At 37.5% G+C, this 16,803-nt stretch carries 16 protein-coding genes; 1 reads left to right on the top strand and 15 read right to left on the bottom strand.

The genetic code is table 11. From position 1 onward, the window contains the following. Window position 1: 1 nt before the first annotated feature. The 9 genes from proB to rsxC form a co-directional block, all read right to left on the bottom strand. Window positions 2-835, bottom strand: a complete 834-nt coding sequence (gene proB, locus BMY66_RS01515) for a glutamate 5-kinase (protein ID WP_074788937.1) — start codon at window positions 833-835, stop codon at window positions 2-4. A 36-nt stretch (window positions 836-871) separates the two neighbouring features. Next, window positions 872-2,446 carry an EAL domain-containing protein gene (locus BMY66_RS01510; RefSeq protein WP_177175552.1) on the bottom strand — a complete coding sequence of 525 codons (1,575 nt, stop codon included), beginning with the start codon at window positions 2,444-2,446 and terminating at the stop codon, window positions 872-874. Window positions 2,447-2,899: 453 nt separating this feature from the next. Further along, entirely contained in the window at window positions 2,900-4,669 is a 1,770-nt protein-coding gene (locus BMY66_RS01505) for a flavocytochrome c (protein WP_090393919.1), read from the bottom strand. A 9-nt stretch (window positions 4,670-4,678) separates the two neighbouring features. Further along, window positions 4,679-5,470, bottom strand: coding sequence for an RnfABCDGE type electron transport complex subunit B (locus BMY66_RS01500; RefSeq protein WP_090393918.1), 792 nt, complete (start codon window positions 5,468-5,470; stop codon window positions 4,679-4,681). Between the two features lie 13 nt (window positions 5,471-5,483). After that, complete coding sequence (gene rsxA, locus BMY66_RS01495; protein ID WP_033154153.1) at window positions 5,484-6,068, bottom strand: electron transport complex subunit RsxA; 585 nt, start codon at window positions 6,066-6,068, stop codon at window positions 5,484-5,486. After that, window positions 6,068-6,925: an electron transport complex subunit RsxE gene (rsxE, locus tag BMY66_RS01490; protein ID WP_044934544.1), complete on the bottom strand. Its 858-nt coding sequence runs from the start codon at window positions 6,923-6,925 to the stop codon at window positions 6,068-6,070. Before rsxE ends, rsxA begins: the two co-directional genes overlap by 1 nt. After that, window positions 6,918-7,541, bottom strand: a complete 624-nt coding sequence (locus tag BMY66_RS01485; protein WP_090393917.1) for an RnfABCDGE type electron transport complex subunit G — start codon at window positions 7,539-7,541, stop codon at window positions 6,918-6,920. Before BMY66_RS01485 ends, rsxE begins: the two co-directional genes overlap by 8 nt. After that, entirely contained in the window at window positions 7,534-8,472 is a 939-nt protein-coding gene (locus BMY66_RS01480; protein ID WP_081828627.1) for an RnfABCDGE type electron transport complex subunit D, read from the bottom strand. Before BMY66_RS01480 ends, BMY66_RS01485 begins: the two co-directional genes overlap by 8 nt. Before the next feature lie 17 nt (window positions 8,473-8,489). Beyond that, window positions 8,490-9,809: an electron transport complex subunit RsxC gene (gene rsxC, locus BMY66_RS01475; RefSeq protein ID WP_090393916.1), complete on the bottom strand. Its 1,320-nt coding sequence runs from the start codon at window positions 9,807-9,809 to the stop codon at window positions 8,490-8,492. A 160-nt stretch (window positions 9,810-9,969) separates the two neighbouring features. On the opposite strand from rsxC, the gene BMY66_RS01470 reads away from it, so the two are divergent. After that, entirely contained in the window at window positions 9,970-11,028 is a 1,059-nt protein-coding gene (locus BMY66_RS01470) for a ribonuclease H-like domain-containing protein (protein ID WP_090393915.1), read from the top strand. Here the strand turns inward: BMY66_RS01470 and BMY66_RS01465 are convergent. From BMY66_RS01465 to BMY66_RS01440, 6 genes are all read right to left on the bottom strand, one after another. Further along, window positions 11,025-11,798 (bottom strand): CheR family methyltransferase, encoded by a 774-nt coding sequence (locus tag BMY66_RS01465; RefSeq protein WP_044934554.1) that lies wholly within the window; start codon window positions 11,796-11,798, stop codon window positions 11,025-11,027. The two genes, BMY66_RS01470 and BMY66_RS01465, sit on opposite strands and share 4 nt — an antisense overlap. Window positions 11,799-11,959: 161 nt before the next feature. Then, window positions 11,960-13,078: a 30S ribosomal protein S1 gene (rpsA, locus tag BMY66_RS01460; RefSeq protein WP_044934556.1), complete on the bottom strand. Its 1,119-nt coding sequence runs from the start codon at window positions 13,076-13,078 to the stop codon at window positions 11,960-11,962. Continuing rightward, window positions 13,066-13,911 carry a 4-hydroxy-3-methylbut-2-enyl diphosphate reductase gene (ispH, locus tag BMY66_RS01455; RefSeq protein ID WP_044934558.1) on the bottom strand — a complete coding sequence of 282 codons (846 nt, stop codon included), beginning with the start codon at window positions 13,909-13,911 and terminating at the stop codon, window positions 13,066-13,068. Before ispH ends, rpsA begins: the two co-directional genes overlap by 13 nt. Before the next feature lie 11 nt (window positions 13,912-13,922). Next, entirely contained in the window at window positions 13,923-14,579 is a 657-nt protein-coding gene (cmk, locus tag BMY66_RS01450) for a (d)CMP kinase (RefSeq protein WP_090393914.1), read from the bottom strand. Window positions 14,580-14,602: 23 nt separating this feature from the next. Next, window positions 14,603-15,832, bottom strand: a complete 1,230-nt coding sequence (locus BMY66_RS01445) for a BaiN/RdsA family NAD(P)/FAD-dependent oxidoreductase (RefSeq protein WP_090393913.1) — start codon at window positions 15,830-15,832, stop codon at window positions 14,603-14,605. Next, entirely contained in the window at window positions 15,832-16,746 is a 915-nt protein-coding gene (locus tag BMY66_RS01440) for a MurR/RpiR family transcriptional regulator (protein ID WP_044934565.1), read from the bottom strand. Before BMY66_RS01440 ends, BMY66_RS01445 begins: the two co-directional genes overlap by 1 nt. Window positions 16,747-16,803 lie beyond the last annotated feature (57 nt).

The following is a 16,803-nucleotide window of genomic DNA, read 5'->3' as shown; positions in this document are numbered from 1 at the left end:
ATTAATCCTCTAACAAATCTAATATATGGACATCATCTCTTTTATTTGCTGTAAAGAGTGTGCCTTTATCTTTATTTTCGAAAATACGATGAATATTTCCTATATGTGTGCCGTTTGTAATAACCATATCCGCACCAGAATATGTAGCTATTTGTGCTGCTCTAAGCTTTGCAGTCATTCCTCCTGTGCCAACATTTGATGTACTATCAGATGAAGCCATTTCAAAAACAGAGTCTATATCCTTTACAACTGGCACAAACTCAGCATTAGGGTTTGTGTTTGGATTGTCAGTATAAAGACCATCTATATCTGATAAAAGAATAAGTGCATCAGCGTTAACAAGGGCTGCAACGATAGCTGACAATGAATCATTGTCGCCAAACTGAATTTCATGAGTGGCAACAGTATCATTTTCATTAACTACAGGAATAACCCCTAGATTAAACAGCTGTTCAAAAGTATTACGAGCATTTTCTCTAGATTCTGGATCGGTCATTGTCTTTTTGGTCATAAGAATCTGGCCGGCTCTTTGATTGTACTCAGAAAAAAGCTTTTGATAAACCGACATAAGATAAGCCTGGCCAATAGAAGCACAAGCCTGCTTTGTAGCCAAATCTGAAGGACGTTCTTTTAAACCAATTGCATATCGTCCAACAGCAATCGCACCTGAAGATACAAGACATACATCCTTGCCTTGAGCACGCAAATCACAGAGCTGTCTAACAAGTCGTTCCAACTTCGTGTAATCAATATTTCCAGTTGCATCATGTGTTATGGTTGATGAACCAACCTTTACAATAACTCTTTTCTTTTTTGTAAAATCTACACCGTACATATTCTTCCCCCAAATAATATCCGGTACATAATACCACTATTTTTGCATATATTCAATAAATTGGGCCTTAGGAATTGGTTTTGAAAAATAATATCCCTGCAAATAATCTACATTTAGATCTTGCAACATTTTTACATGTTTTTCCGTTTCCACGCCTTCAACTAAAATCTCACAGCCTAAATCATGAATCATCTTGACAGTATTATTAAGAATAATCCTTCCTCTTTCATGATTTTCAGCATTCCAAAGTAAAGTCTTATCGATTTTTATAACATTAAAATCCAATGAGAAAATGCCTTCCATGTTGGAATATCCTGTTCCGTAATCGTCCATAGATATTGAAAAACCAACTGATTTGAGCTTGTGCGCGACAGTTGCAAGTATATCATAATCTTCAGCACCAACTGTTTCAGTGATTTCAAAATTTATCATAGAATAATCTATGTTGTATTCATCTACTATGTTAGTAATATGTTTAAAGAAACCAGGCTTAAGACATTGAACAACTGATAGATTTACATTTATACAATCAATTATGTTATTTGTTTGAATGTTCTCTTTTATGAAGTTGCACACTTCTCTAAGAACATAATCATCTATCTGTTCAACCATACCAATTTGTTCTGCAATAGGGATAAATTCCTCAGGTGAAATATAACCAAGTTCTTTATCCTTCATTCTAATCAAAGCTTCCGCTCCATGAAGTTTAAAATCCTTCATATAAATAGTAGGTTGATAGTATACTTCAAAGCCATCGTTGGCAATATTCTTTCTGATAGCCTTCTCTATATCAGAACGACGCATTATCCACTCTATTGTAGCGTTATTGTTGGCTACGCTTGAAGGAACAATGCAATCAGAAATGTACATAATATCGTCAATATTCTTTAAATCGCCAGGTATAGACATTTGAAAAACATTTGCATCAAGCTTAATGGCAGAATCATTTAATTCCCAGATGTTACTAAATCTGTTCTCAATGGTAGTTATAAGTTTTTCTACAAGACTACTCTCGTTTTTGCTGCATATGAGTACAAAAGTCTCTCTGGTTGGATGATATATTTGGTAAGCAGGAATTAACGATTTAAAAAACTCTGCGCAGGATAAAATAAGTAAGTCATAATTTGAAGAACGGGCTATTCTTTCAAGTTTATTAGCATTTAAGATTTTTACGAAGATCAAAGTTGAATGTTCATTCATAACAAGCATATTGTGAACATCCATCTGGAAGGCTCTTCTATTATAAAGGCGGGTTCCTGCATCGATTCTATCGTCCTCATTTTCAACTGCAAGCATAGCTCCCATCATTCCTAAAGCTTCCGCCAACAATTCACATCTAATATTTATAAATTTGTATTGTATCCATACACCGATAAAGACAATAAAGAAGAAATAGATGAGTGCCACACTTTTTCTGTGAGTAAGTGCTTTCCATGAAAACAATATTTCAAAGAATGCTAATACAAAATAGAAAATTGCCGCCCAATATATGAAGTACTCGCCAGTATTTCTATGGAACACGTTGTTGGAATCATAGTAGAACACCCAATTTGTAAAAGGATTTGACAGTGCAATTATTTCTGTAATAAAAAAAGGAACCTGTAAAAGCATTCCAGAAATAAAATCTCGTCTTCTATTTTTGCCAGTTACACTACATACATAATTATACAAAGCAGGACATAATGCTGTGTGAAATATAAAATATGTATTTTGTGATAACAGCAACAAATATTGATTATATATGGATTCCGAAGAAGTTATTTCAAAATATGCTGTAAATATTTGGGATAATGAATTAAACGCAATTATAAAAAGCAAAAACAAAAACCATCTGTGCTGAGCTTTTTCTGTTCTTCTTTTAAGTAAAGTCAACAAAAGAATAGATATCGTTATTGCAAGAGCTGCTGTAAAAAAAGCTATATGTAATTGATTTCTAATTAATATCATCAAATTCCTCCAGTAGAATTAATTCAAAAAACAAAGATAATTCTAACAAATATTTAAACTTTTGTTAACAAAAAAATGCTCCCCGTAATAAACGAGGAGCATAAATATAAATAATGCTTATTTATCAATGTATTCAATTGCGCTTTCAGCTGCGATTCTACCATAAACAACGATATCAGCAACAGCATTACCACCAAGACGGTTAGCGCCGTGGATACCACCAGTAACCTCACCGCAAGCATATAAGCCTTCGATTGGATTACCATCAGTATCAATAACCTCTGCAGAAGTGTTAATCTTAACACCACCCATACAGTGATGGATACCAGGTCCAACGTTTACTGCATAGTAAGGACCAGAAGAAAGGTCAGTCTTTACAGCACCGATTTCACGTCCGAAGTCTTCATCAACTCCAGATGCAACGTAACCAGACCATGTCTCTACTGTTTCTTTTAAAGCTGCAGTTGCATCAGCATCAAACTCCATTGCCTTTGCAAGATCATCAAGAGTATCACCATTTACAAGGTATCCACCCTTTTCAAGCTTAGAAATAACAGCTGAACCTTCATACATATCCTGGTTTACGATAAGCCATACATTACCTGTAGGCTGCTCGATTTCCGCTGCTGAAACTTCATCACGAGTACCTGTCTCATTGAAGAATCTGTGGCCTTCCTTATTAACAAGGATAGCACCATCACCACGAAGAGCTTCACCAACTAATGTACCATCTGTTGGAACAACTGTAGGATGAAGCTGAATCTGATCAAGATCAACAAAATCAGCGTTAAGATCTCCTAAGAAATCAATTGCATCACCACTTGCTGTAGTAACGTTTGTAGAAATGTATCCTTCTAAGTCAGGACGATATTCTGTAACCTTATCCATGTTACCACCGAAACCACCTGTAGCTACAATTACAGCATCAGCATGAATTGTAACATTGTTTCCAGATGAGCCTGTAGCCTTAACGCCTGCAGCCTTACCATCTTCCATAATGATTTCTGTAGCAGCTGTGTTTGTATGTACTTCGATTCCAAGCTCATCCATTCTTGCAGAAAGCTTATCTACAAGGTAAGAACCAACTGGAATAATGTTTCCGTCAGCATCAACTGGTCTATGTGTACGGTTTGCACTTAACCCCCCCATAGTTGCAAGAGGTCCGTTTAATTCGATACCCTCTGAATCAAGCCAATCGATAGCACCTGATGTATTTTCAGCTAATACCTTTACAAGCTCAGGATCGTTCATGTTCTTACCACTTGCCATTGTATCATCGATAAATGACTGAACTGAATCTTCAACACCCTGCTCTTCCTCATAATGAGTCTCAGCAGCGTTCATACCAGAACTTGCACGTGCAGTGTTACCACCAAGGATTGAGTTCTTCTCGAGAAGGATAACTGACTTTCCTTCCTCTGCAGCACTGATAGCAGCTGTCATACCAGCTCCACCACCACCGATAACTACGATATCAGCAGTTCCTTCGTAGTCCTCGGCAACAGTCTTTGTACCATTAGAACCATCAGCAACAACGCCAGCTTCATTAAGGGCTGCATTTACAGCCTCAAGGAAACCTGTAGAACTGTATGTAGCACCAGCGATAACGTCTACATTACTGTTCTGCTCTTCAATAATTTGAGTCTTTAAGTTGCTCATTGCAACACCACCAACTGAAGGTGTTTCATCTGGAGCCTCGTAAGTAATATCTGTAATAGTGTCACCATCAACATATACAGTTACTTCGATGTTACCTCCAAAGCCTTGTGCATTAGCAACATAAGACTTACCAGAAGCTCCTTTCTTTACGAGTGGAGCTAAACCACAGAATAATGCAAGTAATATACAGATTGTTACACCTAAAATTTTCTTTGTACTATTACGCATATTTCCTCCTTACAAAATGATCTTTCTTGGACAAGCTTCTGCACATTTGCCACAGCTTGTACATTTATCTTGATCTATGTGAGCAAAGAATCCATCAACATGAATAGCATCGCTTTCACAGACCTTTTCGCACTTGTGGCAACCAATACAGCCAACTTTACAAACGCTCATAACATCTTTTCCCTTGTCATTATTGTGACAACGAACAGCGTGACCAAAATCGTAAGGAATAAGCTCGATAAGATGATTTGGACATACAGCCACACACTTACCACAAGCCTTACAAGCTTCTTTGTCAACTAAAGCTACACCGTCAACAATATGAATAGCGTCAAATGGACAAGCCTTAACGCATGAGCCGAAGCCCATACAACCATAAGAGCAAGCCTTAGGACCGCCACCTGGCACATATGCCATAGCCTGGCAATCCTCGACGCCTGTGTAATCGTAAAGCTGAGTAGCATTTTCACATGTTCCGTGACACATTACAAATGCAACTTTACGAACACCTTCTTCAGCAGCTACACCCATAATCTCAGAAATCTGAGCCGCAACAGGTGTGCCACCAACTGGGCACTGATTTACAGGTGCCTCTCCCTTTGCGATAGCTGCAGCCAAGCCAGAACATCCAGCGTATCCACAACCACCACAGTTATTTCCTGGAAGTGCTGCAAGAACAGCCTCTTCACGTGGATCAACTTCAACCTTAAACTTTTCAGATGAAAAGCAAAGGAAAAATCCAATTATACAACCGGTAGCGCCAACTATAACAGCTGCCAGTAAAATTCCTGTTATACTCATTTGTTAGCCCTCCTTAAATTACTCCAGCGAAGCCCATGAAAGCCATAGCCATAAGTCCTGCTGTAACAAGAACGATAGCTGAGCCCTTGAAGGCCTGTGGAAAATCGTTGTATTCAATCTTTTCTCTAATACCAGCCATGATAACGATTGCAATTGTGAAACCAAGTGCAACACCAAAACCGTTAATTACTGATTCGAGAATGTCATATTCCTTAGTTACGTTATTGATAGCTGTACCAAGCACTGCACAGTTTGTTGTGATAAGTGGAAGGTATACACCAAGCGACTTATAAAGTGAAGGTACGCTCTTTTTAAGGAACATCTCTACGAACTGAACAAGTGCAGCAATAACAAGAATGAAAACGATTGTCTGCATATATTCAAATCCAGTAGGAGCTAAAATAAACTTATAAATAAGTGATGTAACAAATGATGAAATAGTAATTACGAAGATTACTGCTCCACCCATACCTGCTGCTGTCTCAACCCTCTTTGATACTCCAAGGAATGGACAAAGACCAAGGAACTGAGAAAGAACAACGTTGTTAACAATAGCTGAAGCTACTAATAAAAGAATTAAGCTTGTTACGTAACTCATTATTTCTCCTCCTTTCCAGCGATATCGTCAGCATATGAAGAATCAGAACCAGATTTCTCTACGTCTTCTGTATTCTTTGCATTTGCAGTCTGTTTTGTTTCTGTAGGAACAGCCTGTGGCTTAGCAACATCCTTAGGGTCAACCGGTGGAACCTCATCAGCCTTGTGAACCAAAGACTTTCCTGTGCATGCACTTGATAAGCTACAACCTGAGCAATCTCCGCCTAAGCATCCCTGCACTGCTGGAAGTGGCTTGCCTTTTGCTTCCATGTTACGTCTAACGACGTTCATGATTGCAACAAGACAACCAAGCACGAAGAAAGCTCCAGGAGCAAGACCAAATAATGTAATATGATAATCATTAAGAGGTGCAATAACTGCTCCAAAGATAGATCCGTTTGCAAGAATTTCACGAACAATACCAATAAGAGTAAGTCCTACTGTGAAACCAAGACCCATACCAATACCATCAAACATTGAAGGTATAACTGGATTCTTGCTAGCGTAGCTCTCTGCACGTCCTAAGATGATACAGTTAACTACGATAAGTGGAATATAAATTCCAAGTGATTCATATAATGAAGGTGTAAAACCTTCCATCAAAAACTGAACAATTGTAACGAAGGATGCAACTACAACGATGAAAGCTGGCATTCTTACTCTATCTGGAATGATATTTCTAAGTGCAGAAATAAGCATGTTAGATAAAACAAGAACAACTGTTGTAGAAAGACCCATACCAATACCATTAATTGCTGATGTGGTAACAGCAAGTGTTGGACACATACCAAGCATTAATACAAAGGTAGGATTCTCCTTCCAAAGTCCGTTATAAACTCTTTCTAGGTTCTTATTCATTAGAAGCACCTCCTACAATAGATTCGAAGTAGGTGACACATGCGTTAATACCACCTGTCATAGCACGTGATGTTACAGTGGCAGCTGAAATAGCATCTACTTCGCTTGATGAAGATGCGCCAGTCTTTGTAACTGTAAAGATTTCTGCTGCTCTGTTAATGAACTGAGCTGAGAATGAACCATCACCTGTATCTTTAGCCTTCATACCAAGACCAGCTGTTTCTGAGATATCTGTAATTGAATAGCCATTGATAATGCCATCATTTGTGATACCAACAGAAAATGTAATATTTCCGCCATAACCAGCAGATGTAGTAACTGTAATAACATATCCGATTACGTTGTTTGATGCATCAAGTGCCTCTACGCAATTATCGATTGTCTCTGTACCGTATCCTGCCTGATTAACATAATCAGTTGCAGCTGAAGAATCAAAATCCTCAATTTCAGCGAATGAAGCTGCATCTGCGAATACTGAAGAATATGCTTCTTTCATAGCATCCTGATGAGCTTTCTCAATAGGAGCTTTTGTGATTTCGTATACAAGTCCTAAAGCGAAGCCTGCTACAAGAGTAATACAGGTAAGGACTAAAGCGTCTTTTACCAATTTATTCATTAGACTTCACCTCCTTTGAAATTCCAAAGGCTCTAGGTACTGTAATCTTCTCGATAAGTGGAACAAGAAGGTTGCTAAAGATGATAGCGTAGCTAACACCTTCTGCGCTGTTTCCGAAGAATCTGAAGATACCTGTTAAAACACCAAGGCAAATACCAAAAAGAACTTTGCCAAGAGGTGTGATTGGTGATGTAACATAATCTGTTGCCATGAAGAATGCACCAAGCATTAATCCACCACCGCAAAGGTGTGCAACAAGGAATGTTGTATCTAATCCATGTCCTCCAAATAAAATAACAAAAATGGAGAATGTAAGAATATAAACACCAGGAATAACTAAATCAATTACGCCTAATAAAATAAGGATAATTGCTCCAATTAGAATACAAAGAGCACTAGTCTCACCAATTGTACCTGCTGTACGACCAATCAACATATCGAGAGTGTTTACATTACCACCACCGATTGATGCAAGAGGTGTAGGACCAGCAACGCCATCGTACTCGAAATGAGTCATTGTTCCTGCGAATGAAATAAGCAAGAATACACGTCCACCAAGTGCTGGGTTCATGAAGTTCTGACCTAATCCGCCAAATAACATCTTTACAACTACGATTGCAAAAACGCTACCGAGCACTGCCTGCCATACAGGAAGTGTATGTGGTAAGTTGAGTGCAAGAAGAAGTCCAGTAACAGCTGCACTTAAATCGCCGATTGTATTCTTCTTCCCTACTGCTTTTTCAAATAAGAACTCTGATAATACACAAGATGTGATACATACTGCTATAAGTAATAATGCACGAATTCCAAAATTGATAATACCAAATAGTGTAGTTGGCATAAGGGCAATTATCACATATAACATGATAATACTACTGTCGTCCTTCGCTCTGACATGTGGAGATGAAGAAACTTTTAATAAATTACTCACTTTCTACCCCATCCTTTCTACTTTTTTCTCTTATCTGCAAGAATTTGTTTTTTCATAGTCTTAATTGACTGAGCAAGTGGCTTTCTAGCTGGGCAAGCAAAGCTGCAGCTACCACATTCAATACATTCAAGACCATACCATTTTTCGAACGTTTCCTTGTCTCCGTGATCAGAGAACTTAGAAAGTCTAGAAGGTATTAATTTTTCAGGACAAGCCTCAACACATCTACCGCAATTGATACAAGCAGTAGTTTCGTACATTGAAACTTCATCTTCTGATAAACAAACAAGTGCGCCAGATGTCTTTGTTGTAGGGATATCAGCATCCATAACAGCAAATCCCATCATAGGACCACCTGAAATGATTTTTGCTGGCTCTCTAACGAATCCGCCAGCTGCTTCAAGGATTTCCTTGCAGCTCATACCAATGCAGATTCTGTAGTTGCGTGGCTCCATAACTGCATCACCAGTAAGTGTGAAGATACGGTCCATAACTGGCTTTCCTTCAACAATTGCTGTATAGATAGCATTTATAGTAGCAACGTTGTCTACGATACATCCAGCATCAGCAGGAAGCATCTTTGAATTAATTTCACGACCTGTACACGCCTTGATAATCTGACGCTCACCACCCTGAGGATACTTTGTAAGAAGTGGAACCACTTCGATACGTGGCTCGTTCTCAACAAGCTTCTCTAATGATGCAATAACATCAGATTTATTGTCTTCTACGCCAAGTAAACCTTTTGCCTTTGGGAAAAGCTGAAGAATAATCTTCATGCCAGTGATAAGCTTTTCAGGCTCTTCAACCATACTTCTATAGTCTGATGTAAGATAAGGTTCACATTCAGCACAGTTTGCAATAATATATTCAATCTTCTCAGGATTATTTGGTGAAAGCTTAACATGAGTAGGGAAACCAGCTCCTCCCATGCCTACGATACCTGCATCCTGAATTTTTTTGATGATTTCTTCATTGGAGAGTTTTGTGAAATCCTCGCAAGATTCAAAACCTGTCTCAATGAATTGGCCATCACTTTCAATTATGATAGAATTAACCATGTCGCCTGTTGCGACGCGTCTTGGCTCAATAGCCTTGACTGTACCGGAAACGCTTGAGAAAATTGGTGCAGATACAAATCCGCCTGCTTCAGCAATTTTCTGACCTCTGAGCACACTATCGCCTACTGCGACACATGCTTGTGCTGGTGCACCTATGTGCTGGGATAATGGATATACCATCAAGCCCTGTGGCTTAATATCCTTAATAGGCTTTTCTTTGGAAAGTTCCTTGCCTTCATAAGGGTGAACGCCACCTTTAAATGTTCTAAGGCCCATTAGCATTTACTCCTCTCTTTCTTTAACGTTAATTAAATTATATCATTTAAAATACTGAAGTAGAGAAAATTTATCATTAATATTGTACATTTTTAAATACCAAAGTATGAAAAATTTGTGTATAATTTAATGAAAAAAACTTTAAAAGGCACGTTATATTATGGAAATAATTAAAAATACTTACAAATTAGATAACTTAAGCTATGCAATTGACAAATATTTTGATAAAACCACACTTTTCTTCGATATTGAGTGCACAGGCCTATCTCCTAGGAAATCTTTCATTTATTTAATTGGATATGCTACAAGAAGCGAAAATACAGTTACTATCACACAGTTATTGGCAGCGAATGAATCTGAGGAAATCGATATTATTACAGAATTTGAAAACGTCATGTCTGGATACGATAATTTGCTCGGATTCAACTCTACACGATTCGATGAATCTTTTATTGTAGAAAGATGTAGAAAATACAATTTCAACACCAAGATTAAATCTAAGAATCATATGGATATGTATTTAAAAACTACAAAAGCCAGATGCCTTCTTGATCTTCCAAATTATAAACAAAAGACTATCGAGCAATATCTAGGGTTAAATCGCGATGATAAATACAACGGAGGAGAACTTATACCTGTATACGAAAAATACTCTCAAACAGGCGATTTAGAGTCCAAAAAACTTATTCTTCTCCATAATTATGAAGATGTTCAAGGTATGATATATATTACCGATATTTTGGCATACCCTGATTTGTTTAATTCGCAATTACGATATGTATCTTATGAACTTGAAGCTGATAAACTCAGATTTATAGTAGAAACTGATATCGCAATTCCGAATTCAATTAATAAGCAGCGAGATTACGGATTATACATTATAAAGGACAATCGTATATACGTTACGCTGGATTTATTTGACGGAGAACTGCTCACCTTCCTGCCTGATTACAAGAACTATTATTATCTGATAAATGAGGATATGATAATACCTAAATCATTGGGAGAAAGCATGGATAAAAGCAGTCGACGTCCAGCTAAAAAACAAGATTGTAAAGTAAAAAAGGAAGGACAATTCCTTGCCCTCCCTGAAAAAATCGATATTGGAACTACCCGAATATTCAAACCTTCATATGAATCAAAGGAGGCATTTGTGGATGTCAATGACATTACTCCTAATCTTCTACTGAAGGTTGTAAGATACATGCTTAAGCACTAGTTCTTCTCATAATAGAAAGAGTAACGACGCTTATATCCAAGATCTTTGTAATTAATAACCTGCTCTGTAGAGCCGATAAATAAAATGCCACCAGGACGAAGTGATTTGCAGAATTTATCATAAACTTCGTCCTTTGCTTCATCTGTAAAGTAAATCAATACATTTCGACAAACAATCATGTCGTAGTTTGTAGGATATGTATCGCGAAGCAAATTATGCTCTTTAAATTCTACACACTTCTTTATTTCTTCACTTATCTGGAATGAATTTCCTACTGGTGTAAAGTACTTCTTTTTTAAATCTGCAGGAACATTTGCAATACTTTTAGCATTGTATAGGCCAACCTTTGCAGTTGCAATTACCTGCTTGTCAATGTCTGTTGCAAGAATCTTAATCTTATTAAGAGGAAGATGCTGCGATAAAGCCATTACCAACGAATAAGGCTCATCTCCAGTGGAACAAGCAGCACTCCAAATTTTAAGATTCTGGCCAGAATGCTTGATAAGCTCCGGAATGAATTCTTTTGTAAGAAGATCCCACTGCTCTGGATTTCTATAAAACTCAGAAACGTTTATAGTGAGGAAATTAACGAACTCATCAAAAACTTCTTTATCACTCTTTAAAAGAGCAACATAATCGTGATACTCCTTGCATTTATGTTTAGTAACAAGAGAATCGATACGTCTACGCATCTGCTTCTCTTTATAGGAACTTAAATCGATTTTAGTAAGATCATAAACCTCTTTCTTGAATCCATCGTAATTGTCCATAAAATCTTCTCCTATCTATTTTTATATTTCTTTCTGTAACTCGGAATAGATACATTATATACATTATTTGTGTATTTATTGTTATTTTTCTAAGAATAATTGCATTTGAAATAGAAAAAAGGTCTAGATTTAAAACCTAGACCTTAAAAATAGTCAAAAGATTATTCTTCTGTAGCAGCTACTTCTTCGATATTTACATCTGCAACATCTGCATCATCAGCAGCCTCTGGCTCAAGAAGAGCCTTGATAGAAAGGCTAATCTTCTTCTCAGCATCGTTGAATTCAACAACCTTTGCTTCGATGTCCTGACCAATTGTAAGAACATCTGAAGGCTTTTCAATACGATCCTTAGAGATCTGAGATACATGAAGAAGTGCATCGATTCCAGGAGCAAGCTCTACGAAAGCACCAAAGTCTTTCATACGAACTACTTTACCCTTTACTACAGAACCTACTGCATACTTATCTGCAGCGCCGTTCCATGGATTCTCGTTATCGAACTTGCAAGAAAGAGCAATCTTGCCATCCTTGATTTCCTTAACGAATACCTTGATTGTATCGCCAACGTTAAGAGTCTTTGTAGGATTCTCAACACGGCCCCAGCTCATCTCTGAGATATGAAGAAGACCATCAGCACCACCTAAATCGATGAATGCACCGAAGTCTTTAACATTCTTAACTGTTCCTTCGAATTCCTGTCCAACAGCAATCTTAGACATAAGCTCTTCCTGAGCCTTTGCTCTATCAGCAACAAGAAGTGTCTTTCTGTTACCAATGATTCTACGACGCTTTGGATCGAACTCTGTGATTACAAAGCTGATTTCCTGACCCTGGTACTTTCCAAGATCCTTTTCATAAACATCTGATACAAATGAAGCTGGAATAAATACTCTAGCCTCATCAACAACAACTGTAAGGCCACCCTTAAGAACCTTATCAACTGTAGCTGTAAGAACCTCTCCGCTTTCAAAAGCTTCTGCAAGTCTTTCGTTGCCCTTTTCCTGAGCAAGTCTCTTGTATGAAAGAAGAACCTGACCCTCACCATCATTTACCTTGATTACGATAGCTGATAAAGGATCACCAACTTTAACTACAGTAGTAAGATCGACGTTTGACTCATTTGTGTACTCTGAACGTGTTATGATACCATCTGACTTGTAACCGATATTTAAAACGATTTCATCTGGCTTTACGCTAATAACAGTACCGTCTACTACCTCTCCATTGTGTATAGTTTTAAATGATTCCTCCAACATTTGTTCAAAACTCATTTCTGACATTTCTTTTGAACCTCCTCAATAATATTGTTTGGGGTGGATGCCCCTGCGGTAATACCTACACTTTCAATGGAACTAAGGTCAGATGGCTGGAAATCATCAGCCGTCTGTATATAGTAAGTATTGTTGCATCGTGTTTTGCATATCTCGTACAACTTTTGTGTATTGGATGAATTTTTACTTCCAATAACAAGCATAGCATCGACCTGTGACGCAATGTCAAAAGCCTCAACCTGCCTTTTATTAGTCGCATCGCATATTGTATTCAAAACAATAATATGATAACCTTTTTGCTTTATAATTTCAACTAATTCTTGAAATTTATTGTGGTTAAAGGTGGTTTGAGAAACAATACAAATAGTATCGTGAGAATTAACTGAAAAGTCTTTAGCGCTTTGCTCTCCTGAAATCACTGTATACTTATCTCCGTTAATCCAACCAACTATGCCTCGAACCTCAGGATGATCCGGATTTCCAATGATTACAATGTACTCTCCATTCTTAGAATGTTCATCAACTGCACGATGAATCTTTTTTACGAAAGGACATGTAGCATCAATAACATTGTGACCAGCAGCCTTCAAACCTTCCTCAACAGCTTTTGTAACACCGTGAGAACGAATGATAACAGTTCCTGGCTCATAATTCTTATTGGAATCCTCGTCCATAACCTGAACTCCATGGCTCTCGAAGTCTTTTACAACTTCTTCATTATGAATAATAGGACCATAGGTATAAAGTGGAGAAACTCCCTCTTCTATTTGTTTGTTTACAACATCAACAGCTCTTTGCACTCCAAAGCAAAAACCTGCAGATTTAGCTAAGATTACTTCCATATAAAATACCTTTATTTACATAAATCTATAATTGCAGCAACCACTTCATCAATAGTCATGTCTGAACTATCAACTAATACTGCATCATCAGCCTGCTTTAATGGGCTTATTTCTCTGTGAGAATCTCTATAATCTCTCTCTTCAATATCTTTTGCAATCTGGTCAAAATCAGCCTCGACTCCCTTAGCCTTAAGCTCATCAAAACGTCTCTTCGCTCTGCATTCAACAGAAGCTGTAAGGAAAACCTTAACATCTGCGTTAGGAAGAACTACTGTACCAATATCTCTTCCATCCATAATTACATCTGTAGTTTTAGCAAGCTCCTGCTGTAAAGCAACAAGCTTTGTTCTAACTGCAGAGTAAACTGATGTTGCGCTGGCCATGTTTCCAACCTCTTCTGTTCTGATAAGGCCAGTAACATCCTCGCCATTAAGGATTACATGCTGAGCACCATCTTCATATTTAATAGAAACAACTATTTCATCTACCTTTTCAGAAATAGATTTCTCGTCATCTGAAGCGATACCTGCTCTAAGAAAATAAAGTGCCATTGCTCTATACATAGCACCAGTATCTACATATACATATCCTTTCTTTGCTGCAACAGCTTTAGCTATTGTAGATTTACCTGCACCTGCAGGTCCGTCGATTGCAACATTCATTGCCATAATATATATCCTCCGTAAAATAATTAAATACTAAGTCCAGCAAGATAACCTGTAGACCATGCTATCTGAAGATTAAATCCGCCTGTAAAGGCATCCAAATCCAAAACCTCTCCAGCAAAAGAAAGGCCATTTATATTTTTACATTTCATAGTGGATGGGTCAATATCCTTGACGCAAACTCCACCCTGAGTGACAATTGCTTCTTTGAAATCTCTCAGTCCCGTAATAGTAAAAGGGAAATTCTTAAGGAGCTTAATAATATTGTTTCGCTCTTCCTTGGTGATAGAGTTGATTTGTCTACTGTCATCAATATCCAAGAGTTCTATAAAAACAGGAACCATAGATGAAGGAAGAAGACCCCTAAGAACTGAGCTAAGATGCTTATTCATATTGTCATTAAAGTCCCTAAGTATTCTGGCATCCAGCTCCTCAACAGAAAGAGCAGGCTTCAAGTCGATAAAAGCATTAAGCTTCCCTTCACTTTGTAAAGTCTTGCCAATTATAGAGCTTGCTGAAAGCACAAGTGGACCAGATACACCAAAATGGGTAAATAGCATTTCACCAAAATTATCATAGAGCTTTTTCTTTCCATTATAGATTGAAAGATTTACATTCTTTAGAGAAAGGCCCTGCATAGACATAACATAGTCTTCTTTAACATTAAGTGGAACTAAAGCCGGTCTTGTATCAGTAACACCTATGCCGATTTTTTTAGCCCAGCGAAGACCATCACCTGTAGAACCGGTAGTCTGATATGAAAGCCCTCCGGTACAAACAATAACATGATCAGCCTTTAACTGAGTTTTATCCTTAAGTGATACTCCAACAGCTGTATCATTTTCAATTAATATATTAGAAACTTCTGTGTTAAGAAGAATATTTACATTGTATTCATCAAGACCGTTTTTTAAGGCTTTTGTAATATCCGAAGCGTGGTCCGACACAGGAAAGGCTCTATTTCCTCTTTCAACTTTTGTCTCGGTGCCATGCATTTCAATCAAGCCAATCATAGCATCTGAATTAAAGGTATATAATGCACTGTACAAAAACTTAGGATTGCTAACAACATTCTTGAAAAAATCTGTCTCATCACAGGCATTTGTAAAATTACATCTACCCTTTCCTGTGATATAAATCTTTTTTCCTAGCTTTTCGTTTTTCTCTAACAAAGTGACATCATGGCCGCACATACCAGCGGCATAAGCTGCCATCATGCCGGCAGCACCGCCGCCAACAACAATAACTTTACTCATTAAAAATCTCCTGAATAATTCATTTTAATAGAATCATCCACCAAATCTATTTCATCATTTTCGTAGAATTGATAATCATTCCATATGTTTTCAATCATATCTAGATTGTTGGCAACCGTAGCTTGATTGCGATTACAAAGCTCAACGATTAATGCATTAATCACAGACAAAGGGGCCACTAGCGAATCTACTACATAATGCATTCCGCTTTCTGCAATGAGATTGCAAGAACTGTAAAGATTCATAGGTGAATGAATAGAATCAGTAATAGTCACTACATGAGCTCTGCGATTATTTGCAAACTCCAAAGCCTTCAATGTGCGCATTGAATAGCGTGGGAAGGAAATACCAATGATACAGTCCTCCTCGTTAATATGAATCATCTGTTCAAATAGCTCTGAAGTAGAGCTTGTTTGAAGATTAATTACGTTATCAAAAATCATATTTAGATAAAATGCTAAAAATGAAGCCAATGGTGCGCATGTACGCAGACCTACGATGTATATTCTTCTAGCACTATTAATTGCTTCAACTGCATTTTCAAAAGCAGCTTCATCAATAGATTCCATGGTGTTTTTAACCTTTAAGGCATCTGCAGATAATACAGAACGCAAAACACCATTTTGCTCGATGCCTCCATTTGTAAGCTCAATTCTATCTGTAGTATTAAGCTTTGTTCTAACCATTTCCTCTAAAGCTTGCTGGAACTCTGGATAACCCTTATACCCAATAAAAGAAGCAAATCGTACTACGGTAGATTCAGATACGCCAATAATATCTCCGAGCTTTGCTGCAGTAAGGAAAACAGCCTTGTCAAAATTATCAATAATATAATTTGCGAGAAGCTTTTGTCCCTTTGACATTCTGCCGTAATTTTCATTAATTTTTGAAATTAAATCAGTTGTAGTAGCCATAAACACTCCTTTTACTAATCATTGAGATATTTATTATACTATGCAAAAAAAGGCAAT

Origin of the sequence: Pseudobutyrivibrio sp. C4 (assembly GCF_900111635.1) — a bacterium.
GTDB lineage: Bacteria > Bacillota > Clostridia > Lachnospirales > Lachnospiraceae > Pseudobutyrivibrio > Pseudobutyrivibrio ruminis.
This window is presented reverse-complemented; position numbering and strand designations above follow the sequence as displayed.